Here is a 23,559-nt window from a genome sequence, read left to right on the forward strand (position 1 = left end):
CGGATCGCAACAAATCGACGCCCCCGTCAGTTGGGTTATCGTGCCGACGTGACGTCCGCCAGCCCGCCCCGCGATCACGGCGACCCCGGCGATGCGCCGACCGTCCCGCCGCCGTTGACCGCGCCGGTCAATCCGGCCCGGCCGTCGGCCGCGGAGGAGGCCCGCACCATCGCGGCGTCGACGAACTCCGCGACGTTGGCGAGCCTGACCGCCGAGGGTGATCCGTGGGCCTCGTTCGTCACCTATGGCCTGCTCGACGGCGCGCCGGTGCTGTGCGTGTCGAATCTCGCCGAGCACGGCCGCAACCTCGCAGGTGACCCGCGGGCGAGCCTGGCGATCGTCGCGCCGGCCACCGAGTCCGATCCGCTGGCCAACGCGCGCGTCACGCTGGCCGGCCGGGTCGAGCGCCCCCGGGGTGACGAGCAGGCCGCCGCCCGGGAAGCGCACCTGGCGGCCGTCGCGGCCGCCAAGTACTACATCGACTACACCGACTTCTCGCTGTGGGTGCTGCGGGTGCAGCGGGTGCGCTGGGTGGGCGGCTACGGCCGGATGGAGTCCACCAGCGGCGCCGACTACACCGCGGCGGCACCCGACCCGGTCGGCGCGTACGCCGCCGGAGCCGTCACGCACCTGAACGAGGACCACGCCGATGCGCTGGCCGCGATGGCACGCGCGCTCGGCGGCTACCCCGACACCACGGCCGCGTCGTGCACCGGCGTGGACCGCTACGGCCTGGATCTGCGGCTGCAGACCGATCGCGGAATGGCCTACACCCGTGTCGGTTTCGCCGCTCCGATTGATTCGATCGATGAATTGCGTTCGGCTGCGGTCGAGTTGACGCGCCGCGCGCGCGGGCATTGAGTCACGGCGGGCATTACGATCGCGCTATGACCACCGCGCAGCGTCCCGAGACCTGGCAGGCCGCGTTCGACCTGATCCGCACCCGCGGCCACGAACGTCGCGAAGAGCCGTTCAAGTTGGCCAGCGGCCAGCTCAGCCACGACTACATCGACGGCAAGTATGCCGTCGACACCGGGGAGCGCCTCGCCGTGGTCAGCCGGGCCGTCGCGGATCTGGCCGCCGCGCAGGGCATCGAGTTCGACGCCGTCGGCGGACTGACGATGGGCGCCGACCCGCTGGCGCACGGCGTGGCGATGGTGACGGGCAAGGCCTGGTTCTCGGTGCGCAAGGAGCAGAAACAGCGCGGCCGCGAGCAGTGGGTGGAGGGCACGCGGCTGCAGGCCGGTGACCGGGTGTTGCTCGTCGACGACGTGATCAGCACCGGCGGGTCGACCGAACTGGCGCTCGAGCGGATCCTGCCGCTCGGGGTGGTGGTGACCGGGGTGATCCCGATGGTCGACCGCGGCGACGTCGCCGCCGCGCGATTCGCCAAGCGCGACATCCCGTTTCACGCGCTGGTGACCTACCGGGACCTGGGCATCGACCCCGTCAAGGACGTCTAGTCTCTGTGATTTCGGCGTGGTTGTCGTCGGTGAGCGGCGATAACCACGCCGAAGTCACGCCGGGGTGACCAGCACGCCGTCGCTGTCCACGCCCAGCCTGACCCGGTCGCCGGGCCGCAGCGCCCGCGCCGCCGAGCTCGCCATCTGTGCCATCACCACCGGACCGTCGGGCACCGCCACGCTGACCCGCGAGATCGCGCCCAGGAACGACACCGCCGACACCGTGGCGGACCCTTGCTCATCGGCGGTGACGGTCACCGACTCCGGGCGCACCATCGCCAGACCGGGGCCGTCGACCGACCCCGCCGACGCGGGCACCGACACCCCCAGCAGCGTGGCCCGGCCGCCGGACACCTGCGCGGGCACCTTGTTGTTCAGCCCGACGAAGTCAGCGACGAACGGGGTGGCCGGGTTGGCGTACAGCTCGGCCGGGGCGGCGAGCTGCTCGAGCCGGCCCTGGCTCATCACCCCCACCCGGTCGGCGACGGCCAGCGCCTCCTCCTGGTCGTGGGTGACGAACAGCGTCGTGGTCCCGACGTCGAGCTGCACGCGCCGGATCTCGTCGCGCAGCTGGGTGCGCACCTTGGCGTCGAGCGCCGAGAGCGGCTCGTCGAGCAGCAGCACCCGCGGCTGGATCGCCAGGGCGCGGGCCAGCGCCACCCGCTGCTGCTGACCGCCGGACAGCTCCTTGGCATACCTGCCGCCCAGCTCGCCGAGCCCGACCAGGTCGAGCATGTCCGCAGCGCGGGAGAGCCTGTCGCGCTTGGCTTTTCCGCGCATCTTCAGGCCGAACGCGACGTTGTCGAGCACGGTCAGGTGCGGGAAGAGGCTGTAGGCCTGGAACACCATCCCCATGTCGCGCTTGTTGGCCGGCACGTTGCTGACGTCGACGCCGCCGACCGACACCGTGCCCGAGGTCGCCTCGTCGAGCCCGGCGAGGATGCGCAGCGCGGTCGTCTTGCCGCAGCCCGACGGGCCGAGCAGGGCCACCAGCTCCCCGGGTTCGATGTGCAGGGTGAGCCCGTCGAGGGCGCGGGTCGTCCCGTAGAGGCGGGTCAGCTCGGTCAGCTCGACGGCCACTCCGTTGTCACTCACAGCGTCACTCCCGTCTGATGGCGGCGTCCCCGGGTGACCAGCGACAGGATCAGCAGCAGCGCGAACCCGAACAGCAGGGTGGCCAGCGACGCCGCCACCGAGGTCGGCCCGTCGCTCTTGCCGATCAGCACGATCTGCACCTGCAGGGTCTCGTAGCCCGACAGCGACGCGATGGTGAATTCGCCGAGCACGACGGCGATCGAGATGAACGCCGCCGACAGGATGCCCGACCAGATGTTCGGCACCACGACGCGGGTGATCGTCGTCATCCAGCCCGCGCCCAGCGACCGCGAAGCCTCCGACAGCGTCTGCAGGTCGATCGACGAGAGCGCCGCGTCGATGGCGCGGTAGGAGAACGGCAGCACCACCACGACGTAGACGAACGTCAGCGTCAGCGGTGACTCCCCCAGCAGGTAGGTCACCCACAGGTACACGTTGCGCAGCCCGACGACGATCACCAGCGCCGGGATCGTCAGCGGCAGCAGGCACAGGAACTCGACCAACCCCTTGGCCCACGGCGCGCGCAGCCGCACCCAGATCATCGTCGGCACCAACAGGATCAGCATCGCGGCCACGGTCAGCACCGCCAGCGACAGCGACACGACGATCGCCCGATACAGCGCCTCGTCGGTCACCAGGTTGGCCCACGCCTGCCCGGTGCGCCCGCCGGAGAGCAGGTTGCGGGTGGAGAAGTCGGCCATCGCGTAGAGGGGGAACAGGAAGAAGACGCCGAACAGCACCCACAGTGCCCCGCGCACCGCCGTTCTCATGACAGCCACCGGGAACTGCGCCGCACCAACAGGTTGTAGGCCGCCATGACGACGGCCACGACGACGATCATCTCCAGCGCGAGTGCGTAGGCGAACCCGGCCTGACCCAGCACCACCTCGCTGACCAGTGAGGCGCGGATCAGCAGCGGCAGGATCGGGCTGCCCTGGCTGACCAGTGCGGCGGCGGTCGCGTACGCGGCGAAAGCGTTGGCGAACAACAACAGTGCCGAGCCCAGGAACGCCGGTGTCAGCAGCGGGATCGCCACCTCGCGCCAGTAGTCCCACGTCGAGGCGCCCAGGCTGACGGCCGCCTCGCGCCACTGGTCGCGCAGACCCTCCAGCGCGGGGACGAACACGATCACCATCAGCGGGATCTGGAAGTAGGTGTAGACGAGGATCAGCCCGCCGAGGCCGTACAGCCAGCCCGATCCGGCGAGGTTCCAGCCCGTCGCCTGCTGTACCCACAGGGTCAGCACCCCGTTCAGCCCGACGGTCGCGAGGAATGCGAAAGCCAAGGCCACACCGCCGAACTGGGCGAGCACGCTGCACAGCGACAGCACCGAACGGCGCACCATCGACGTCGGCGGGCTGCTGACGATCAGCCACGCCATCACCGCGCCGAGCAGCGCGCCGAGGATCGCGGTGGCCCCGGAGAGCAGCACGCTGTTCCACAGCGCCGAGAGCGCCGTCCCGGTGAACAGCGCGGCGACGCGATCCAGCGAGAAGGCCCCGTCGACGTACACCGCGCTCACCACGACGGTGACCGTCGGGATGATCAGGAAGATGACGACGACGGCCAGGAACGGCAGCAGCGGCAGGCCGTCTCGCACCCGACGCATGTCAGCCAACCGCGGCGGCCCAGTTCTCCGACAGATACTTCGAGGCGGCCTCGGTCTGCTGCGGGGTGGGCACCGTCACCGGACCGTCGACCACCGGCAGCGCGGCGGCGACCGCCTTGTCGAGGGTGCCGGCGGCGGCCATGTTGTCGGCGCGCACCGGCCGAACACCGCCCTGGGCGAACAGGTTCTGGCCCTCGTCGCTGTAGAGGAACTCCTGCCACAGTCGGGCGGCGGCGGGGTGCGGGGCGTCCTTGTTGATCGCCTGGTAGTAGTAGCCGGCGACCGCGTTGTTCGGCGGCACGAGCACCGTCCAGGACGGAAGCTTCTTGGTTTCAGACGAATTGGTGTAGTTCCAGTCGATCACCACGGGCGTCTGCCCGGACTCGATGGTCGCCGGCGTCGGGTCGACCGGCAGGAAGTTGCCCGCCTGCTTGAGTTTCCGGAAGAACTCGACACCGGGGGCGATGTCGTCGGCCGACCCGCCCTGGGACAGCGCCACCATCAGCACACCGGAGAACGCGGCGCCGGCCTGGGTGGGATCGCCGTTGAGGGCGACCTTGCCCTGGTACTCCGGCTTGAGCAGGTCGTTGACGTTCGTCACCGGGGGCACCTTCGCCGAGTCGAAGCCGATCGACATGTAGCCGCCGTAGTCGTTGACCCAGGCGCCGTTCGGATCCTTGAAGGCGGCCGGGATGTCGTCGAAGGTGGCGACCTTGTACGGCGCGAACATCGCGGTGTTCGCCAGCGCCACCGACTGGCCGAGGTCGAACACGTCGGGTGCGCTGCTGCGGCCCTTCTGCTGGTTGGCGGCGTTGATCTCGTCCTGGCTGGACGCATCGGGCTGCGCCGAGGTGACCTTGATGCCGTACTTGTCGGAGAAGGCCTTGATGATGGCGCCGTAGTTGGCCCAATCCGGCGGCAGCGCAATGACATTGAGCGCACCCTCGCCCTTGGCCGCCTTCACCAGGCCGTCCATCCCGCCGAAGTCCTGCGCCGACGTGGCCTCGGCGGCCTTGACGCCGGACTCGGTCTGCGCGCCGGAATCCTTGTTCTCCGGGGGCGCGCACGCCGCGATCCCGGCGACGACGAGCGCGGACGCGGCACACGCGAGGACCCGGGAGAACAGTGAAGCGGAAGTGGGCATGGATGAGACCTTCCGGTGAGCAGGAGTCGGCGCGGTGGCGCAGCGGTTGCCTGGCCGTGTCATCGCGGTGAACCATATCCCGCCGGCACTGCCCGCGCCTAGGGTTGAGCGGGTGACACCTGACGAGACGGTCACCGCCTTCACCGGTGCACCGGTGGCGGCTCTGGCCACGGTGCGCCCCGACGGCGCGCCGCACGTGGTGCCGGTCGTCTTCGCGATGGCCGCCGGCCGCGACGATCTGGTGTACACCGCGGTCGACGCGAAGCCGAAGTCCACCCAGCACCTGCGCCGGCTGGCCAACATCGAGAACAACCCCGAGGTCAGTCTGCTGGTCGACCACTACGACGACGACTGGGCGCGGCTGTGGTGGGTGCGCGCGGACGGGACCGCGACGATCCACCGGTCGGGGGACGAGGTCGCCATCGGCTACGCGCAGTTGCGCGCGAAGTACCCGCAGTACGAACGGGTTGCGCTCAACGGCCCCGTCGTCAGCATCCGGATCCGCCGCTGGGCGTCCTGGGGTGGGGGCTAGCCGGTAGTCGGCGCGGCGGTTCTCCGGAAAGGAGATGGGGGTCAGCCGGGCAGACGATCGAGGTGGCGCGCGGAAAGGTCGGAGGCATCATCCGCACCGCGCCGAGGAGTCCCGATGACCGACACCGACAAGCTCGCCGTCCGCTTCACCCGCGACGCGGTTCCGCTGCTCACCGAGCTGCGCGGGCACGCGGTGCGGCTGACCCGCGATCCCGACCTCGCCGACGATCTGCTGCAGGAGACGGCCGCCAAGGCGTTCGCCGCGTTCGCGAGCTTCACCGAAGGCACCAACCTGGCGGGCTGGCTGTACCGGATCATGGTCAACACCCACATCGGCGAGTACCGCAAAGTGCAGCGCCGGCCGGCCCTGCAGTTCACCGACGCGATCTCCGACACGCAGATGATGGCCCACCACCAGCGGGCCATGTCGGCCCGGTCGCCTGAGGACGATGTGCTGGTGCGTCTCGGCGACCCGGCCATCGCGGCCGCGATGCGCGCGCTGCCCGAGGTGTACCGCACCGCGGTGTACTACGCCGACGTGGAGGGGTTGACGTTCCGCGAGATCGCCGCGCGGATGGACGTCCCCCTCGGCACGGTGATGTCGCGGCTGCACCGGGGCCGCAACCAGCTGCGCCGCGCGCTGCGCGACACGGCCAGGGCCGTCGGCTATTCGCTGCCCGAAGCGGCGTGATCGACCGGTCCCGGCGGCCTGGCAGGCGGCGGCGCGCCGAGCTGCTCCTCGTAGGCGCCCTCGTCGCGGCCCAGGGCGATGGTGCCCGCGGCCATGGCCAGCGTCGACACGGCCAACGCGACAGCGTCCCACCGGCCGACGTCGAGGTGCTCGCCGAGCACGATCGCCCCGAGCAGCACCGCGATCACCGGTTCGAGGGTGAGCATCGTCGGCACGGAGGTCTGCAGGGAGCCGGCGTGGAAGGCCGACTGCTGCAACAGCACCGCGACGACGCCGAGCAGCGCCAGAAGGTACGGCACCGGGGTGAGCAGCACCGCCATCGGTCCCTCGTGGGTGAGCACGTGCATGACCAGTTTGGTGAGCACCGCGACGACGCCGAACAACACGCCGACCGCGACCGCGAGCAGTACCGCGCGGCGCCAGCCGACGCTGCGCAGCGCGACCGCCACGCAGGCCAGTACGGCCACCGTGCACACCACCGCGACGACGGCCGACGTGCTCAGCGTCGCCTCGTAGTCGCCCGGGCTGGGTTTGGCCAGCACCACGAACACCGCGAGCGCCGCGGTGAGCAGCAGCGCCCAGGCCCACTCGGCGCGGGTGACCCGGCGGTGCGCCAGCCGGGCCGACAGCGGTAGCGCGAACAGCAGCGCCGAGACCAGGATCGGCTGCACCAGCAGCAGGGACCCGTTGGCCAGCGCGAGGGCCTGGAACACGTAGCCGGCGATGGCCGCGGCGGTGCCGCCCCACCACAGCGGCCTGCGGATCAACGTCAGGAACATGACGCTGCTGACGCCGTGTTCGGCGGGCACGTCCAGGGTGGCCCGCTGCCGCACCACGATGCCGATGGCCAGAAACACCGCCGCCAACAACGACAGCAGGACGGTCACCCCATGGCCGATCACCCGACAAGGACAGCACATCGCAGGGGGTGCTGCCCACCCGGCTCGACGTCGGCAAACGATCGATCTTGTTTCGGCAGCGCGGAACTGGGCATAACCCGGGCCATGAATCTGCGTAGGTTGCTCTTGATCGCCGGTGCGGTGGTTTTGCTGGTCGGGGTCATCGGACTGCTGGTGCCCGTGTCGGTGCCGGGACCTCAGGGCGATATCGGCTGCGGCAACGCGATCGCCGCGGACCTGTCCCAGGCCCGGGACGTCGACAGCCAGAATCTGGCCAACCTGCCCGTTCTCAACGAGATCATTCCGCACAAGGACTTCGTGGCCGAGTGCAATTCGGCGCTGTCGTCGCGGCGGTCCTGGTCCATCCCGGTCGCCGTCGTCGGTCTGGTGGTCCTCGCCGGCTCGTTCTTCGTGGGCGGACGCGCGGGCCGGGTGCGGGCCTAGCTGGCCTCGCGGTCGCGCACCACCCGCAGCCGCGGGCGCGCGTCCGGCGCGGGACCGATCTTGTCGGTGACGGTGGCCGCGACGGAATCGAACCGGTTCACCGCGCGGTCGCACAGCCCGCGTACCCGGTCGCCGGCCGTGTCGACGGCGGTGTCGACGTCGTCGGCCGCGCTGAGCAGGTAGGCCCGCATGTTCACCCGCATTCGCTCGCCCGCGATGCGCAACCTGCGGCGGAGGCGCTCGTCGACCTCGACGCTGACGTAGGGCAACACCTGAAGCTTCATCTGCGCGTCTCCCCTTCTCCGGTGCCTGTGCCCAGAGTAGCCCGGGGTTGCTGGACCCGCGCCAGGGTGCGGCCCGCCGTCTCGCGCAGGGTGAGCGCCACCCCGAGCGACGTCACCGCGGCAGCGACCAGATAGTAGGACGGTGCGACGGCATCGCCGGTGCGCGCGGTCAGCCAGGTGACGACGTACGGCGTGGTGCCGCCGAACAGCGCCACGCAGAGGTTGTAGCCGACGGAGAAGCCGCTGAAGCGGATGCGGGTGGCGAACAGTTCCACCCCCGCCGACACCGCGGCGCTGACGTACACCGACTCGATCGCCGCGAGGACGCAGTGCGCGGCGATGGCCGCGCCCAGCGAGCCGGAGTTCAGCAGCAGGAACAGCGGATAGCCCAGCACCGCGAACAGCGCTGCGCCGCCGACGAGCAGGGGCCGGCGTCCGATCCGGTCGGACAGCACGGCCAGCGGCAGGATCAGCACGAGCGCCACCGTCGCGGCCAGCGTGATCGACACGAACGCGTCGGCCTTGGAGAACCCGAGGGTCTTGATGAAATACGTCGGCAAGAACGTGAACACGACGTAGTAGCCGATGTTGAACACGACGAACAGGCCGATCACCTGCAGGATCTGCCGCCACGACGTCGAGAGTGCTTCGCGCAGAGGCGATCGCGCGATCTCGGCGGCGGAGCTGAGCTTCTCGAACTGCGGGGTGTCCCCCAGGCGCAGCCGGATGTAGAGGCCGACCAGACCGAGGGGGCCGGCGATCAGGAACGGGACGCGCCAGCCGTAACTCTCCATCGCCGCGGCCGGCAGCACGGTCTGCAACACCGTCACCGTGACCGAGCCGAGCAGGAACCCCAGCACGCCCGACCACGCCATGAACGTGACCGTCACCCCGCGGCGGGCGTCGTCGGCGAACTCGGCCAGATACACCGCACCGCCGCCGTACTCCCCGCCCGCGGAGAAACCCTGCAGGCACCGCAGCGCCAGCAGCAGCACCGGGGCGAGCACCCCGACGGTGTCGTAGGTGGGCAGCACGCCGATACCCAGCGTCGCCGCCGACATCAGCAGGATCACCAGCGCCAGCACCTTCTGCCGGCCGATCCGATCGCCGAGCGGGCCGAAGACGAACCCGCCCAGCGGCCGCACGAAGAACGCCGCGGCGAAGATCGCGAACGTGCTGAGCAATGCCGCGGTCTCGTCGCCCGGCGGGAAGAAGTGGGCGGCGATGAACGTCGCCAGGAAGCCGTAGATCGCGAAATCGAACCACTCGACCGCGTTGCCGATCGATGCGCCCGTCACCACCCTGCGGACGTCGGACTGCATAGCGTCCTCCCGAAAGTAAGCGCGGCGCTGAGCATTTCGCTTACCCGGCGCCGTCGCACGCCGTCGGTTGGCACGCTATCGCGTGGACTTGGCGGCCTTCACCGCGGCCGTGGCGGCGCCGCTCTCCCGCTTGCCCGCCGCGTAGGCGTCCTCGGCCGCCGTGACCGCCTGCTCGGCGTCGGCGAGGCGGCGGCGGGCGTCGTCGGCGCGCAACCGCGCCCTGGCGAGGTCGGACTGCAGTTCGGTCAGTGCGGCGTCGGCCTCGGACTTGCGGTGTTCGGCCGCGGCGAGCGCTGCACGGGCCTCGCGGGCGCGCTCGTCATCGGCCTTCTTGTCCGCCGCCTTGGCGGGCGCTGCCTTGGCAGGCGCGGGCGCGCGCTTCGCGGAAACAGCTGTGACCGTGCCGAATTCGCCGAACCCGGACCACTGCTCGGCTTTGGTGAGCCGGCCCAGTCGCGCCGCGACGTCGGGATCGGCCACGGCGGCCTGCAGTGTCGCGGTGACGTCGTCGCGCAGTGCGGCCGAGGGTTCGGCGACGCCGGCGGCGAGGAAACCGGCCCGGCTGAGCTCGTCGACGAGCCGGCGCTGCTCACCGGTCAGGGTGCGGATCGCCTCGCCGTCCATCGCGGCGTGCGCCTCGCGCAGCCGGGCGCCGAGGTCGGCCAGCGACGCCCGCGCGGTACCCCGCAGGGCGAGCAGGTTGGCCACCCAGGCCGCCACCGTCGGTTTGCGGCTGCCGCTGATCTGTTTGGCGGCGGCCGCGTCGCCGCTGCGTTTGGCCTCGGCGGCCAACTGGGTGCGCTGCGCGGTGAAGTCCTCCGGGCGCGCCGCATACAACCGGTCCAGTGCGTCGTCGACCGAGAACCGCGCGTCGTCAGCCACAATGTCCACTATCGCCGAGAACGCCTCACCACACACCCGTCCGCTCCGGCCGGCCATCGTGGTCGGCGCCCTCGGCGTGGTGTTCGGTGACATCGGCACCAGCCCGATCTACACGCTCGCCACCGTCTTCGACCCGCACGACCCGCACCCGGTGCCGGTGTCGCCGGCCCATGTGTACGGCGTGGTGTCGCTGATCTTCTGGTCGGTGATGACGATCGTGACGCTCACCTACGTCACCCTGGTGATGCGCGCGGACAACCACGGCGAGGGCGGCATCATGGCGCTGATCACCCTGGTGCGCCGGTGGGCCGTGCCGACGAGCCGCCGCACCACGGCGACGCTGGCCGCGCTCGGCGTGTTCGGCGCGGCACTGTTCTTCGGCGACAGCATGATCACCCCGGCCATCTCGGTGCTGTCGGCGGTCGAGGGGATGAAGACCGTCGACCCGCATTTCACCGACTTCGTGGTGCCGATCACGGCGGTCATCATCGTGGCGCTGTTCGCGGTGCAGCGTCGCGGCACCGCGGCCGTCGGCCGGTTCTTCGGCCCGGTGATGATCGGCTGGTTCCTGGCCATCGGGGCGTGCGGCGTCAACGGCATCGCCAGCGACCCGGCGATCCTGCGCGCGCTGTCCCCCCTGTACGCGGTCGATTTCGTCGCGGGGCACTTCCACATCGCGTTCTTCGCGCTGGCCGCCGTGGTGCTGGCCGTGACCGGCGCCGAGGCGCTGTACGCCGACATGGGCCACTTCGGCCGCAAGGCGATCACTGTCGGCTGGCTCGGGCTGGTGCTGCCCGCGTGCACGCTGAGCTACTTCGGACAGGGCGCGCTGGTGCTGCGCGACGAATCCAAGGTCGGCGCACCGTTTTTCCTGCTGACCCCGGAGTGGGCCCGCATCCCGATGGTGCTGCTGGCCACCGCGGCGACGGTGATCGCCTCCCAGGCCGTGATCACCGGCGCGTTCTCGGTCGCCTCACAGGCCGCGCAGCTCGGCTACCTGCCGCGGCTGCGCATCGAGCACACCTCCGCCAAGGCCATCGGCCAGGTCTACGTGCCGTGGATCAACGGCATGCTGATGGTCGCCGTGCTCATCCTGGTGTTCGCGTTCCGCAGTTCCTCGGCGCTGGCGTACGCGTTCGGGATGGCGGTGACGGGCACGATCACCATCACCACGCTGCTGTTCCTGTACCTGGCGCGCACCCGCGCCGGGGCGCCACTCGCGCTGGTGCTCATCGGCGGCGGTGCGCTGCTGATCATCGATCTGATGTTCTTCGCGGCCAACCTGACCAAGCTCGTCCACGGCGCGTGGCTGCCGCTGCTGATCGCCGTCAGCGCGTTCACGGTGATGACGACCTGGCAGCGGGGGCGCGCGATCGTGACGCTCGAGCGGGAGAAGGCCGAGGGCCCGATGCGGGAGTTCGTCGACTCGCTGTCCGGGCTCGATCCCCCGGTGGTGCGGCTTCCGGGCACCGCGGTGTTCCTCAACCGCGGCACCGAGACCGCGCCGCTGTCGATGCGGGCGAACGTGCGTCACAACCACGTGCTGGCCCAGCACGTGGTGATCCTGACGCTGAGCACCGAGCCCGTACCCCGCGTGGACGATGCCGAGCGGATCAGCGTCGATGACCTCGGTGCCACCGACGACGGCATCATCGGGGTGATCGCCCGGTTCGGTTACATGGAGCGCGTCGACGTGCCCAGGGTTTTGCGCCTGCTCGATCCGGCGGACACCGAAGGCCCGCTCGACCTGGACCGGGCCACCTACTTCCTGTCGAAACTCGAGCTCTGCCAAGGGGATGCGCCGACGATGGCGCCGTGGCGCAAGCGCCTGTTCATCGCGACCTCGTATCTGACATCCGACGCGGCCGCGTATTTCGGCCTGCCGCAGGACCGCACGGTGATCGTCGGCTCACGCCTGCAGGTCTGACCGCACCCGCGACCGGCGGAACGGTTCGCGGCCGGGCGGCTGCTTCGGGGTGGGCAGCAGCGGCTGACGCTCACGCACCTCCACCGTGGTCGGGGCGTCGGTGCTGATCTCCAACGCCCGGCCGGCGTGCCGGATCGTCAGCGTCGAGTGCGGACCGTCGCGCAGCGTGTAGGTGACGTGGTCGTGGTCGGCGTCGACGGTCACCCGGAAGTTGCGCCAGCACAGGCGGAATCGGAGCCGATTGATCCCGCAGGGCAGCTGAGGGTCGAGCGCGAGCACCCGCTCGTCGTCGCGCAGGCCGCCGAACCCGGCGACCAGTGCCGTCCACGTTCCGGCCAGCGAGGCCAGGTGCAGTCCGTCGCCGGTGTTGTGGTGCAGGTCGCGCAGGTCGATCAGCGCGGCCTCGTAGGTGTAGTCGTGCGCCAGCTCCAGATGTCCGACCTCCGCGCACATCACGGCCTGGGTGCACGCCGACAGCGACGAGTCGCGGGTGGTGCGCCGCTCGTAGTAGTCGACGTTGCGCGCCTTCTGCTCGGCGGTGAACGCATGGCTCTGCCACTGCATCGCCAGCACCAGGTCGGCCTGCTTGACCACCTGTGCGGGATAGAGCCGCACGTAGGGTTCGTGCAGCAGCAGCGGATACTCGGTGTTGTCGCGGAAGTCCCACTCCCGCAACGTCGTGAACCCTTCGCACTGCGGGTGCACGCCGAGCTCCTCGTCGTAGGGGATGTGCACGGCGTCGGCGGCGTCGCGCCACGCCGCGGTCTCCTCGGTGTCCACGCCGAGTTCGGCGGCGGCGTCGGGGTGGCGGGAGCACGCGTCGGCGGCGACCCGCAGATTGGCCGCGGCCATCAGGTTGGTGAACACGTTGTCGCGGACCACCGCGGTGTACTCGTCGGGTCCGGTGACCCCGTCGATGCGCCAGGCGCCGTAGCGGTCATGGTGGCCCAGGGACCGCCACATCCGCGCGGTCTCCACCAGAACGTCCAGCCCGCAACCCTTTTCGAGGGAATCATCTCCGGTCACCACGCGATAGCGTTCGAACGCCAGCGCGATGTCGGCGTTGACGTGAAAGGCGGCCGTGCCTGCGGGCCAATAGCCCGAGCACTCCTCGCCCGCGATGGTCCGCCACGGAAAACTGGCGCCTTCGAGGTCCAGTTCCTTCGCGCGGTCCCGCGCGAGGTCCAGCGTCGACGCTCGCCAGCGCAGCGCGTCGGCCGCGGCGTGCGGCGCGGTGTACGTGAGCACAGGCAGCACGAATCCCTCGGTGTCCCAGAACGCGTGGCCGTCGTAACCCGTTCCGGTCAATCCTTTTCCGGCGATGGCTCGCTGCTCCGCTCGCGCGCTGGCCTGGAACACGTGGAAGAGCCCGAACCGGACCGCCTGCTGGCAATCGGCGTCACCGTCGACCTCGACATCCGCACCGTCCCAGAAGACGTCGAGGCATTCTCGCTGAACGTCCAGCAGGCCGTCCCACCCGGTGTAGCGTGCCCCCGCGATGGCTGCGGCGGCCTGATCGCGCAGCGCCGGTCGGGACCGCAAGCTCGACCAGGCGTAGGCGAGATACTTGACGATGCGGAGTCGCTCACCGGCTTTGAGCGCACACACCACCGTCGTCCTGGCCCAATCCTCCCTGGCGTCGCCGCTGACCGTCACCCGTCCCGGCGCCTCGACCTCGTGATACATCGCCGCCGACATCGTCAGTGCGGACGACCGCGTCCGGTGGATGAGCAGCGCCCCGTTCTCATCCACCTCGTGCAGTAGGGGCTCGAGCGGATTCCTCAGGACAGCCGCCACCCGGGGGTCGCCGGACGTTTCCGGCTGGTCCTCGTTGGCGACCAGCTCGGACTGCACGGTGATACGCATGCCGTCATCGACAGCCTGGACCACGTATTCGATGGCGGCCAGACCACGCTGGGCCAGCGACACCAACCGTGTCGATTCGACTCGAACCTGTTTTCCCGCAGGTGATCTCCACTCCGCGTGGCGCGTCAGCGTGCCCGCCCGCATGTCGAGGAACCGTTCGTGGGACAGTAACTCGCCGTAACGCACGTCGAACGGTTCGTCCTCGACGATCAGCCGGATGATCTTTCCGTTGGTGACGTTGACGATGGATTGGCCGTCCTCGGGATACCCGAACCCGGATTCGGCGTAGGGCAACGGCCGGATCTCGTAGAACCCGTTGAGGTAGGTGCCGGGCAGACCGTAGGGCTCCCCTTCGTCGAGATTGCCGCGAAGCCCGATGTGCCCGTTGGACAGTGCGAACAGCGACTCGGTCTGCGGCAGAAGGTCGGTGCGCAGCTCCGTTTCGCGGACGTGCCACGGTTCGACCGGGAAGGCGTCGTCGGCGATCATCATGAGGGCAACAGCTCCCCGAGGTCGGTGACGACGATGTCGGCGCCGTGCTCGCGCAGTGCGTCCGCCTGCCCGACGCGGTCGACGCCGACGACGGCGCCGAAGTGGCCCGCGTGGCCCGCGGCGACGCCGGACTGCGCATCCTCGAACACCGCGGCGTCGGCCGGGTCCACGTCGAGCAACTGCGCGGCGCGCAGGAACGTGTCGGGTGCCGGCTTGCCGTTGAGGTGTTCCTCGCGCAGCGTGACCCCGTCGACGCGGACCTCGATGTACCGGGCGAGCCCGGTGATCTCCAGGACCTGCTTGGTGTTGGCACTCGAGGACACCACCGCCCGCCGCAGGCCCGCGTCGGTGACGGCCTCGAGGAAGCGCCGCGACCCGTCGAACACCTCCACCCCGTCCTGCTCCAACGTGTGCTGGAACGCCGTGTTCTTCCGGTCGCCGAGCTCACGCACCGTCGCGTCGTCCACGTCTATGTGCCTGCTCTGCAGGAAAGACCGCACCCCGTCGTCGCGCGGCTTGCCGTCGACGTAGTCCTCGTAGTCGGCGTGCTCGTCGAACGGTGTGAAACCGTCGCCCTCGCGCTGCCGGAGGTACTCGTCGAACATCGCCTTCCAGGCCCGGCGGTGCACACTCGCGGTGTCGGTGAGCACCCCGTCGAGATCGAACAGGCAGGCGCGGATCCGATCGGGTAAGCCGAACACCCCCCTTTCTTACCCGGAGGGACGATTTTCCACGCTGTGATGGTTGGCTCCGGTATGCGCATCGGAGTGGTGTTCCCGCAAACCGAGCTGGGCGGCGACCCCGGGGCGGTGCGCGCCTTCGGCGAACGCGCCGAGGGGCTCGGGTTCGCCCACCTGCTGGCCTACGACCACGTGCTGGGGGCCGACCCCGCGGTGCATCAGGGGTGGGCCGGCCCGTACGACGTAGACACCACGTTCCACGAGCCGCTGGTGATGTTCGGTTACCTGGCCGCGCTGACGTCGACGTTGGAGCTGGTCACCGGGGTCATCATCCTGCCGCAGCGGCAGACCGCGCTGGTGGCCAAACAGGCCGCCGAGGTCGACCTGCTCAGCGGCGGACGGCTGCGGCTCGGGGTGGGGCTGGGCTGGAACGCGGTCGAGTACGAGGCCCTCGGCGAGGACTTCGGCAACCGCGGCAGACGCTCCGAGGAGCAACTGGACCTGCTCCGGCAGCTGTGGACGCAGCGGTCGGTCACCTTCGAGGGCCGGCACCACCGCGTCGTCGGCGCCGGCCTCGCTCCGCAGCCGGTGCAGCGGCCGATCCCGCTGTGGCTCGGGGCGGCGTCGCCGCGCGCCTACGCCCGCGCGGGCCGGTTCGCCGACGGATGGTTCCCGACCATGCCGCCCGGTCCGGCGCTGGAGGAGGCCCGTTCCCTCGTCGACGCGGGCGCGCGCGAGGCCGGGCGCGACCCGGCGGGCATCGGCATGGAGGGCCGCGTGCAGTGGCGGCATGACCCCGACGCGATCGCCGCCGGCGTCGATGCGTGGGCGCGCACCGGCGCGACGCACCTGTCGGTGGACCTGATGGGCGCGGGCCTGCGCACCGTCGACCAGCATCTGGCCGCGCTCGAGGCGGTGGCCGGCGCGGCCGGTGTGACCGCTTAGCCGAGCCCGAACATCGCCCGCAGGTCGGCGGAGCGGAACACGATCATCGCGAGCAGCAGCACCAGGATCACCGCGCTGGCGCCGGCCTGCACGGCCACCCGGCTGGTGCGCGGGGCGTAGGCGTAGGCCGCGGCGACGGCGGCGCCGGTCACCAGTCCGCCGATGTGACCCTGCCAGCTGATGTTCTGCGAGCTGATCAGCGGGAAGACGAACGTGAACGCGAGGTTCAGCACGATCACGGCCATCACGCCGCGGACGTCCATGTTGAGGCGCTTGCCCACCACGAATGTCGCGCCGAACAGCCCGAACACAGCTCCGGAGGCTCCGGCGGTCAGCGCGTTGAGTGTCAGCAGGTAGGCGAGCGCGGAGCCGCCCAGGGCGCTGAGCAGGTACAGCGCGCTGAACCGCAGCCGACCCAGCGCGGCCTCCAGCGGCGGGCCCACGAAGTACAGCGCCAGCATGTTGAACGCGATGTGGGTGACGCCGAAGTGCAGGAACGCCGAGGTCACCAGCCGGTACCACTCACCGTCGGCGACCGCGGGCGGCCACAGGGCGAGCGCCCGCTGGGTGCCGGGGATCGCCATCTGCAGCGCGAACATCGCGACGTTGAGCCCGATCAGCGTGTAGGTGACGACGGGCGTCCTGGACCGGCCCTGCACCGCCCCGAACGGGGTGGTGGCCTGGCGCACGGAACGGGCGCCCTCGTTGACGCACTCCGCGCACTGGTGCCCGACGGCGGCGTCGTGCATGCACTCGCCGCAGATGTAGCGGTTGCAGCGCGTGCAGCGAACGTACGTCGGCCGGTCGGGGTGCCGGTAGCAGGCCGGGGCCTGCTGCGGGGGCGTCGGATAGCCCGGCGGGTAACTCACAGGGTTCCGAACAGCTCGAGGTGGTTGCCGTCGGGATCGGCGACGAACATGAAGCCCATCCCCGGGACCGGCGCGAACTCCGTCACCGGCTCGACGATCTCGTAGGGCGACGCCTCGAACGCCTCGGCGACGGCGCGCAGCCCGTTGACCCCGATCGTGAAGTACCGCAACCCGGCCTGCGCGCGGCCGCCTCCGGGGACCGCCGGCGCGGGGGCGGTGGTGTAGGTGACGAGTTTGATGACGCTGTTGCCGAGCGTGTAGCGACGCTGCGAGCCACCCTCGAACGCGATCTCACCCTGCGGCTCGAGTTCGAGGAATCCTTCGTAGAACGCCGTCATCGCGTCGAGGTTCGTGGTCACGAGGCCCACCTCGATGCCGGGCATGAGCAGATCCAGCTTCACGCCACCAAGTTAGCCGTCGGCGGCGACTCCGTCCCATGTCTGGTCCCAGTGGTCGACGGCGACCACGTCCCGCAACGGGCGGCGCCGCAGCGGGCCGTGTCGGCCCTTCGGCCAGCCGACCACGACGTGACCCGCGAGCATCCAGTCCGCCGGCACTCCGACGGCCTCGCGGAGCAGCGGCTCGCCGTCGTAGGAGGCCCAGCTGGTCGGGCAGGCGCCGAGGCCCTGCGCGCGGGCGGCGAGCAGGAAGTTCTGCATCGCCGGGAAGATCGACCCGCCCAGCAGCAGCTCCGAGGCCGTCGGGAAGCGCTTCTGGGTGAACAGCACCGAGGTGAACTCGCCGGCGCGGTCGTGGAGCTCGTAGGTGGCCCGGTCGTTGCGGGCCCGCGGACTGCGATCGTCCGGCGCGGGGCGTCGCATGCCGTAGACGGGCTCGATGACCGACAGGGCGTGCGCGGCGGCCCGGGCCACGACGGCGCGCTGCTCGGGGCTGCGCAGCACGACGAACCGCCACGCCTGGGCGTTGGCGCCCGAGGGCGCCCACGTCGCCGCCTGCAGGCAGCGACGCAGCGTCGCATCGTCGACGGGTTCGTCGGTGAAGCGCCGGAGGGTGCGGGCGGTGGACATCGCCGTCCACACATCGGTCGTCTCAGCGTGCACCCCGTGAACTTATCGGGCCCCGCACATAACGATTCGGACACAACCGACATCACGATTATCTAAGGAAAAGCCGCCGACTGTGAGAAAACTCAGCCGATGCCCAAGTCACCGGGCCGCGGAACGCCGTTTCGGGCCTGGATTGAGGCCGATGTCACGCCCGCAAAGCGTAACGCCCGCAGCGCTGTTGGTGTCCGCCCGGCTCGTCGGGTTTGACCCTGTCCGATCGCGGCTACCGTGGATTTCGGGTGGGGGACAGCAGTAACCGTTTTCGAGAATCCGTAAGGAACCAAACCAAATGAATTCCAGTGCTATCAGCGTGCGCAAGAACCTGGCCCGCGTCGGGGCGGCATGTGTGTTCGGCGGCCTGGCCGTGGCGACCGTGGCAGCGCCCGTCGCGTCGGCCGCTCCCGCCGAGCAGTGCAGCGCCAGCCAGGTGGCCGGCACCGTCGGGACGGCGACCACCGCCGCGCGTCAGTACCTCGACAGCCACCCGGGCGCCAACCAGGCCGTCACCGCGGCGATGAACCAGCCCCGTCCGGAGGCCGAGGCCAACCTGCGCGGCTACTTCACCGCCAACCCGGGCGAGTACTACGACCTGCGCGGCATCCTGGCGCCCATCGGCGACACCCAGCGCGCCTGCAACATCAACGTTCTGCCCGGCGATCTGCAGTCGGCCTACAACGCCTTCATGGCCGGCTGATTACACCGAGATCGACCGTGATGCGGCGGCGGGTTCACTCCCGCCGCCGCTGCACTTAGACTGACTTCCTATGAGGCCGGGTCCCATGAGATCGATGCGCACCGCCACCGTGGCCGTGGCGCTGGCGTGCTCCTGCGTCGTGTCGCCCGTGGCGCAGGCCCAGCCGGCGTCGCCGACGCCCGCGCCGGGGCCCGCTCCGGCGGAACTCAAGACCACGATCGACGCCGACGGCTCGTACGCCGTGGGTAAGGACATTGCCCCCGGGGTGTACCAGTCGGCCGGACCGGTCGACGGCGGGGCCTGCTACTGGAAGCGCGCCGCGGGCGACAAGCTCGTGGACAACGCGCTGACCAAGAAGCCGGCGTTCGTCCAGATCGAGGCGACCGACACGTCCTTCACCACCAGCGACTGCCAGGCCTGGCAGCTCACCAACGCGCCGATGCCCCCGCAGCCGGGGCCGGGCGACCTCCTCGGAGCGCTGACCCAGGCCATCGGCAGCGGCATGTTCAACGGAGGACCTCGCTGAGTTCAGCGACGGCAGGCCGGATCGCTGTCGCCGACGACCTCGACGCGGTCACGTCGGTCGCCGCCGAGGACCACGCCGGTGTCGACCCGGCCGCAGTGGAGCGCATCTGGCAGGCCGCCCGGCGCTGGTACGCGGCGGGCATGCACCCGGCGATCCAGGTGTGTGTGCGCCGCGAAGGCCGCATCGTGCTGGACCGGGCCATCGGGCACGCCCGAGGTAACGGACCGGCCGACCTGCCGGAGTCGGAGAAGGTGGTGGTCGGCACCGACACCCCGTTCTGCGTGTACTCGACGGCCAAGGCCATCACCACGACCGTCGCGCACATGCTCGTCGAACGCGGCGTCTTCTCCCTCGACGACCGGGTGTGCGACTACCTGCCCGGCTACACCAGCCACGGCAAGGACCGCACCACCATCCGGCACGTGATGACGCACAGCGCCGGCGTGCCGTTCGCCACCGGACCGCGCCCCGATCTCAAGCGCATGGACGACAGCGAGTACACGCGCGAGATGCTCGGCCGGATGAAGCCGGTGTATCCGCCCGGGCTGGTCCACATCTACCACGGCGTCACGTGGGGGCCGCTGATGCGCGAGATCATCAACGCCGCCACCGGCCGCAACATCCGCGACATCCTGCACGACGAGATCCTGGGCCCGCTGGGTTTCCGCTGGACCAATTACGGCGTTGCACCGCAGGATGTTCCGCTGGTCGCGGCCAGCCACGTCACCGGCAAGCCGCTGCCCGCCCCGATCGCCAAGGCGTTCAAGACCGCGGTCGGTGGCACGCCGCAACAGATCATCCCGTTCTCCAACACACCGGCCTTCCTCACCGGCGTCATCCCGTCGTCGAACACCGTGTCCAACGCCCACGAACTCTCTCGGTTCGCCGAGATCCTCTGCCGCGGAGGTGAACTCGACGGTGTCCGGGTGATGTCGGCCGAGACGTTGCGCGCCGCCACCGCCGAGGCGCGGCGGCTGCGCCCCGACCTGGCGACCGGTATGGCGCCGATGCGATGGGGCACCGGATACATGTTGGGCTCCAGACGGTTCGGGCCGTTCGGGCGGGACGCGGCCGGCGCGTTCGGACACACCGGGCTGACGCACATCGCGATGTGGGCCGACCCCACCCGCGCACTGTCGGTCGCGGTGGTCAGCAGCGGCAAGCCGGGCGGCCACCGCGAGGCGAAACGCTATCCGCAGCTGCTGGACCGGATCAACGCCGAGATGCCTCGCGTCTGAGTCAGCGTGAGCGTGCCCTTGCGGAAGGCAACATCATCCGTAGCTACTGCACCCACGCGCGCAACTCGGTGACCGCGAGGTGGGCCGCGCGGCCGATCGCGGCATCCACGTTCGGCAAGAACACATCCGAACGTGCCGCGCGAGTGAAGACCGACACCGCGATCGGAACCTCTCCGGGTATCTCCACAACAGCCGCCTCGTTGCGGATCGGGCCGACGGTTCCGGTCTTACCGGCCACCACCACGTCGGCGAACGGAAAGGCCGAACGGATCCTATGTGGCCAGATTTGTTGGGCGAGCAATGTTCTCATCATGTGACAGCTACCCGGCGAGGCGACCGCATCAGTCCAGATTCCACTCAACACGGCATTGATGTCCGCCGCACTGGTGGCTGTCGTGTATGCCGGGTCGAACGCTGCGGTCTGGTGAATGGTGCTGTTGCTGGCCAGTAGACCGACCGCCTCCTCCAGCGTCAGGGCCCCCGAGTCGCGAACAATCTGACGCTGCAGCGCCGCGGTTCCACCGATCACGCGCGTGCAGGTGAGCCTGAGGTCGCTGATCACTTCCTCGACCGCGGCGAGGCCGAGGGCACCGAGAATGATGTCGGACGCGGCGTTGTCCGACAGTGTGATCATCAGCCTGGCGAGGTCCAGCCACGACAGCGTCACCGGATCGCTGAACAGGCTGAGACCTGTGGGCCCTGGTGTGCAGTCCCCGGGCACCACTCGAACCGTGTCGTGCGCGTCGAGTGCTCCCGCATCGAACGCACGTCCCAGCGCAACCAGGACGATCACCTTGTACACCGACGCGGCGACCACCGGATCCGCTCCGCCGACGTCCACGACGGGGCCCGTACGGCCGATGGGCTCTGCCTGCAGCCAGCCCTGGCATCCCGCGTCGACGAACACATCGCCGATCCGACCAACCACGTCGTTCATTGTCTGGTTCGCAACAACTCTCGGTCCACCGCGTGGATCAGCTCAGTCAGCTTGCGACCGGGCGCGGTGACGATTCGCACACGCAGCGAGACATCGTCGACGAGCATCCGACGGTGGAAGGTGCCGGCGTGCACCGTCGCCGTCGGTGTGGCGAGGCCGAAGCACTGCCCCGCGGCCACCGCGGCGCTCACGTCTCGGTGTGTCGACGCCGCCCGATGATCCATGTCGAGTCCGCGCCGGCGCAACGCATCGATCAGCAGATCGTGGGCCGGTGGGTTGTCATCCCGGGGCGCCGCGGCCAGAGCCAGCCCGCGCAACATCGGGACCCGGGGGTTCGTTGCCTCAGCCGCACGGTGCCCGGCGGGCAGTACCACGTTGCGATGCAGCGTGATCACGGGCCCGGCGTCCAATTCTGCGACCACCACGGGGTGCGCCACCACCGCAACGTCCAGGCTGCCGCGGCGCAGGTCGGTCAGCAGACCCGTGGTGCCCTTGGTGACGGTGGTCAATGGCGCCCCGCTGTCCCCGAGCGCTGCGCGTAGCGCCCGGGTGCATCGAGCCAGGAGCTCGTCGTCGAGTTGCGGGATGACGCCCCAGCGCACGCCGCGGAGACTGCCGTACAGCTCTGCGGCGTCGGAGAGCAGCCGAGTCGAGTCGTCGACGATCAACCGAGCCCGCGGCAGCAACGCGGCACCGGCGTCGGTCAGCGTGGCGCCGGCCGGGGTGCGCTCGACAAGCTCCAGGCCGAGGTGACGTTCCAGACGGCGTAACCCCTGGGAGACCGGCGGCTGGGTGACGCCGAGACTGGCGGCGGCATGACCGAAGTGCCGATGTTCGGCCACGGCCACGAAGTAGCGCAGGTGTCGAATCAGATCCACCCGTCGATCCAACACGACGTGGACGTGGAAGCCGGATCACCCGGTCTGCGAGTCGTCGTCCCGAAAACGTTCGGACCACATGCGGTGATTCATGTCGGCTATCGGCGCCGCCGGCCCACGGAATTGGCGACGACCCGAGCATCCGTGTTTCGGTTTCGCCATGAACGTCCCTCTTACCCGACGCCAAGCGCTGGCCGGATTGGCCGGCACGGTCGCGGTGCTGGCGGTGAACTCCCGCGCCGCGGCGACACCGGTCCCGGACGACACCCCCACGCTCGATCTCACTGCTGTCGAAGACCGCACAGGCGCCCGGATCGGTCTGTACGCAATGGAACTCGGCTCCGGTGCCGCCCTGGCACACCGCGCCGCCGAGCGCTTCGCGATGTGCTCGACGTTCAAGACATACGCGGTGGCACGAGTTATGCAACTGGCGGAATCCGGACACCAGCCACTCGATGCTTCCCTACCGGTCGTGGATGCCGACATCGTCGAGAACTCCCCGGTCACCAGTGCGCGCGTCGGCGGCTCGATGACGGTCGAGGAAGTCTGTGCCGCGGCCTTGATACGGTCCGACAACACGGCAGGCAACCTGCTGCTGCGCCGTATCGGCGGACCGCCGGCGATCACCGCATTCGCCCGCAGCGTCGGCGACAACGAGAGCAGGCTGGACCGGTGGGAGACCGAACTCAACACGGCGCTACCCGGGGATCTCCGCGATACCACCACGGCGAGGGCGCTCGCCTCGGGCTACCGGGAGGTGCTGACCGGTTCGGCTCTCACAGACGCCGCGCGCAATCGGATGCTGGGTTGGATGGCAGCGAACGAGACATCTCAGAAACGTTTTCGCGCGGGACTTCCCGGTGGCTGGACGAGTGCCGACAAGACCGGCGCAGGAGACTTCGGCTCCACCAACGACGCCGGGTTGCTCATCGGTCCGGAAGGGCAACGGATCGCCATAGCCGTTCTCACGCGATCCAGAGATGACCGGCCTGATGCAGAGCCGTTCAACGACGCGATTGCCGAGGCGGTCCGACTCGCAATAGCCAGATTTCGGCGGCGATAGGGGGTACAGGGGC

26 protein-coding genes are annotated in these 23,559 nt (G+C 70.0%); 11 read left to right on the top strand and 15 right to left on the bottom strand.

Features of this window, described 5'->3' with window-relative positions; all coding sequences use genetic code 11:
* Positions 1-48: 48 nt before the first annotated feature.
* Entirely contained in the window at positions 49-861 is an 813-nt protein-coding gene (locus MCHLDSM_RS23885; RefSeq protein WP_048472291.1) for a HugZ family pyridoxamine 5'-phosphate oxidase, read from the top strand.
* Positions 862-887: 26 nt separating this feature from the next.
* Positions 888-1,463 (top strand): orotate phosphoribosyltransferase, encoded by a 576-nt coding sequence (locus MCHLDSM_RS23890; RefSeq protein ID WP_048472292.1) that lies wholly within the window; start codon positions 888-890, stop codon positions 1,461-1,463.
* A gap of 54 nt (positions 1,464-1,517) precedes the next feature.
* On the opposite strand, the gene MCHLDSM_RS23895 is transcribed toward MCHLDSM_RS23890, so the two are convergent.
* Genes MCHLDSM_RS23895 through MCHLDSM_RS23910 form a run of 4 tightly spaced genes read right to left on the bottom strand, consistent with a single transcriptional unit; the run spans position 1,518 to position 5,311 of the window.
* Positions 1,518-2,558: an ABC transporter ATP-binding protein gene (locus MCHLDSM_RS23895; protein WP_048472293.1), complete on the bottom strand. Its 1,041-nt coding sequence runs from the start codon at positions 2,556-2,558 to the stop codon at positions 1,518-1,520.
* Positions 2,555-3,328, bottom strand: a complete 774-nt coding sequence (locus tag MCHLDSM_RS23900; RefSeq protein ID WP_048472294.1) for an ABC transporter permease — start codon at positions 3,326-3,328, stop codon at positions 2,555-2,557. The genes MCHLDSM_RS23895 and MCHLDSM_RS23900 overlap by 4 nt, the downstream gene beginning before the upstream one ends.
* Entirely contained in the window at positions 3,325-4,167 is an 843-nt protein-coding gene (locus MCHLDSM_RS23905; protein ID WP_407661866.1) for an ABC transporter permease, read from the bottom strand. Before MCHLDSM_RS23905 ends, MCHLDSM_RS23900 begins: the two co-directional genes overlap by 4 nt.
* 1 nt (position 4,168) lies before the next feature.
* Positions 4,169-5,311 carry an ABC transporter substrate-binding protein gene (locus MCHLDSM_RS23910; RefSeq protein ID WP_048472296.1) on the bottom strand — a complete coding sequence of 381 codons (1,143 nt, stop codon included), beginning with the start codon at positions 5,309-5,311 and terminating at the stop codon, positions 4,169-4,171.
* A gap of 112 nt (positions 5,312-5,423) precedes the next feature.
* Here MCHLDSM_RS23910 and MCHLDSM_RS23915 point away from each other — a divergent pair, with 112 nt between their 5' ends.
* Both MCHLDSM_RS23915 and MCHLDSM_RS23920 read left to right on the top strand, forming a co-directional pair.
* Positions 5,424-5,843: a TIGR03668 family PPOX class F420-dependent oxidoreductase gene (locus tag MCHLDSM_RS23915; protein WP_048472297.1), complete on the top strand. Its 420-nt coding sequence runs from the start codon at positions 5,424-5,426 to the stop codon at positions 5,841-5,843.
* Between the two features lie 114 nt (positions 5,844-5,957).
* A complete protein-coding gene (locus MCHLDSM_RS23920; protein WP_048472298.1) occupies positions 5,958-6,533 on the top strand; it encodes a sigma-70 family RNA polymerase sigma factor in 576 nt (191 codons plus the stop codon).
* Here MCHLDSM_RS23920 and MCHLDSM_RS23925 read toward each other — a convergent pair.
* Complete coding sequence (locus MCHLDSM_RS23925) at positions 6,509-7,435, bottom strand: DMT family transporter (RefSeq protein WP_197044555.1); 927 nt, start codon at positions 7,433-7,435, stop codon at positions 6,509-6,511. The genes MCHLDSM_RS23920 and MCHLDSM_RS23925 overlap by 25 nt on opposite strands.
* Positions 7,436-7,537: 102 nt before the next feature.
* Here MCHLDSM_RS23925 and MCHLDSM_RS23930 point away from each other — a divergent pair, with 102 nt between their 5' ends.
* Positions 7,538-7,876 carry a hypothetical protein gene (locus tag MCHLDSM_RS23930; RefSeq protein WP_048420197.1) on the top strand — a complete coding sequence of 113 codons (339 nt, stop codon included), beginning with the start codon at positions 7,538-7,540 and terminating at the stop codon, positions 7,874-7,876.
* Here MCHLDSM_RS23930 and MCHLDSM_RS23935 read toward each other — a convergent pair.
* From MCHLDSM_RS23935 to MCHLDSM_RS23945, 3 genes are all read right to left on the bottom strand, one after another.
* Complete coding sequence (locus MCHLDSM_RS23935) at positions 7,873-8,160, bottom strand: hypothetical protein (RefSeq protein ID WP_048420198.1); 288 nt, start codon at positions 8,158-8,160, stop codon at positions 7,873-7,875. The two genes, MCHLDSM_RS23930 and MCHLDSM_RS23935, sit on opposite strands and share 4 nt — an antisense overlap.
* On the bottom strand, positions 8,157-9,482 hold the full coding sequence (locus tag MCHLDSM_RS23940; RefSeq protein WP_048472299.1) for an MFS transporter: 1,326 nt from the start codon (positions 9,480-9,482) through the stop codon (positions 8,157-8,159). Before MCHLDSM_RS23940 ends, MCHLDSM_RS23935 begins: the two co-directional genes overlap by 4 nt.
* Positions 9,483-9,557: 75 nt before the next feature.
* Positions 9,558-10,364, bottom strand: coding sequence for a hypothetical protein (locus MCHLDSM_RS23945; protein WP_048472922.1), 807 nt, complete (start codon positions 10,362-10,364; stop codon positions 9,558-9,560).
* A 1-nt stretch (position 10,365) separates the two neighbouring features.
* Here MCHLDSM_RS23945 and MCHLDSM_RS23950 point away from each other — a divergent pair, with 1 nt between their 5' ends.
* Positions 10,366-12,291, top strand: a complete 1,926-nt coding sequence (locus MCHLDSM_RS23950) for a potassium transporter Kup (protein WP_109788921.1) — start codon at positions 10,366-10,368, stop codon at positions 12,289-12,291.
* Here the strand turns inward: MCHLDSM_RS23950 and MCHLDSM_RS23955 are convergent.
* Positions 12,274-14,646 carry a glycoside hydrolase family 65 protein gene (locus MCHLDSM_RS23955; protein ID WP_048472924.1) on the bottom strand — a complete coding sequence of 791 codons (2,373 nt, stop codon included), beginning with the start codon at positions 14,644-14,646 and terminating at the stop codon, positions 12,274-12,276. The two genes, MCHLDSM_RS23950 and MCHLDSM_RS23955, sit on opposite strands and share 18 nt — an antisense overlap.
* Complete coding sequence (locus MCHLDSM_RS23960; protein WP_048472300.1) at positions 14,646-15,350, bottom strand: beta-phosphoglucomutase family hydrolase; 705 nt, start codon at positions 15,348-15,350, stop codon at positions 14,646-14,648. Before MCHLDSM_RS23960 ends, MCHLDSM_RS23955 begins: the two co-directional genes overlap by 1 nt.
* A 54-nt stretch (positions 15,351-15,404) precedes the next feature.
* On the opposite strand from MCHLDSM_RS23960, the gene MCHLDSM_RS23965 reads away from it, so the two are divergent.
* On the top strand, positions 15,405-16,274 hold the full coding sequence (locus MCHLDSM_RS23965; RefSeq protein WP_048472301.1) for an LLM class F420-dependent oxidoreductase: 870 nt from the start codon (positions 15,405-15,407) through the stop codon (positions 16,272-16,274).
* Here MCHLDSM_RS23965 and MCHLDSM_RS23970 read toward each other — a convergent pair.
* The 3 genes from MCHLDSM_RS23970 to MCHLDSM_RS23980 are packed head-to-tail and all read right to left on the bottom strand — an operon-like array spanning position 16,271 to position 18,171.
* Entirely contained in the window at positions 16,271-17,143 is an 873-nt protein-coding gene (locus tag MCHLDSM_RS23970; protein WP_048472302.1) for a rhomboid family intramembrane serine protease, read from the bottom strand. The two genes, MCHLDSM_RS23965 and MCHLDSM_RS23970, sit on opposite strands and share 4 nt — an antisense overlap.
* Positions 17,140-17,526, bottom strand: a complete 387-nt coding sequence (locus tag MCHLDSM_RS23975) for a VOC family protein (RefSeq protein WP_048472925.1) — start codon at positions 17,524-17,526, stop codon at positions 17,140-17,142. Before MCHLDSM_RS23975 ends, MCHLDSM_RS23970 begins: the two co-directional genes overlap by 4 nt.
* Before the next feature lie 27 nt (positions 17,527-17,553).
* The gene (locus MCHLDSM_RS23980; RefSeq protein ID WP_048472926.1) at positions 17,554-18,171 is read right to left on the bottom strand and encodes a nitroreductase family protein; all 618 of its coding nucleotides are present in this window, start codon (positions 18,169-18,171) and stop codon (positions 17,554-17,556) included.
* A 328-nt stretch (positions 18,172-18,499) separates the two neighbouring features.
* Between MCHLDSM_RS23980 and MCHLDSM_RS23985 the strand changes: the two genes are divergently transcribed.
* The 3 genes from MCHLDSM_RS23985 (at position 18,500) to lipE (ending at position 20,668) form a co-directional block, all read left to right on the top strand.
* A complete protein-coding gene (locus MCHLDSM_RS23985) occupies positions 18,500-18,904 on the top strand; it encodes a heme-binding protein (RefSeq protein ID WP_048472303.1) in 405 nt (134 codons plus the stop codon).
* 85 nt (positions 18,905-18,989) lie between these two features.
* Complete coding sequence (locus MCHLDSM_RS23990; protein WP_048472304.1) at positions 18,990-19,430, top strand: Rv1352/Rv1906c domain-containing protein; 441 nt, start codon at positions 18,990-18,992, stop codon at positions 19,428-19,430.
* Entirely contained in the window at positions 19,427-20,668 is a 1,242-nt protein-coding gene (gene lipE, locus MCHLDSM_RS23995) for a lipase LipE (protein ID WP_048472305.1), read from the top strand. The genes MCHLDSM_RS23990 and lipE overlap by 4 nt, the downstream gene beginning before the upstream one ends.
* A 43-nt stretch (positions 20,669-20,711) precedes the next feature.
* Here the strand turns inward: lipE and MCHLDSM_RS24000 are convergent, their stop codons facing one another.
* Together MCHLDSM_RS24000 and MCHLDSM_RS24005 are read right to left on the bottom strand one after the other, a co-directional pair.
* Positions 20,712-21,575: a serine hydrolase gene (locus MCHLDSM_RS24000; RefSeq protein ID WP_407661865.1), complete on the bottom strand. Its 864-nt coding sequence runs from the start codon at positions 21,573-21,575 to the stop codon at positions 20,712-20,714.
* A gap of 26 nt (positions 21,576-21,601) precedes the next feature.
* Complete coding sequence (locus tag MCHLDSM_RS24005) at positions 21,602-22,483, bottom strand: LysR family transcriptional regulator (protein WP_048472307.1); 882 nt, start codon at positions 22,481-22,483, stop codon at positions 21,602-21,604.
* Between the two features lie 160 nt (positions 22,484-22,643).
* Here MCHLDSM_RS24005 and bla point away from each other — a divergent pair, with 160 nt between their 5' ends.
* Complete coding sequence (gene bla, locus MCHLDSM_RS24010; protein ID WP_048472308.1) at positions 22,644-23,546, top strand: class A beta-lactamase; 903 nt, start codon at positions 22,644-22,646, stop codon at positions 23,544-23,546.
* Positions 23,547-23,559 lie beyond the last annotated feature (13 nt).

Origin of the sequence: Mycolicibacterium chlorophenolicum, assembly GCF_001044235.1 — a bacterium.
Classification (GTDB): Bacteria; Actinomycetota; Actinomycetes; order Mycobacteriales; family Mycobacteriaceae; genus Mycobacterium; species Mycobacterium chlorophenolicum.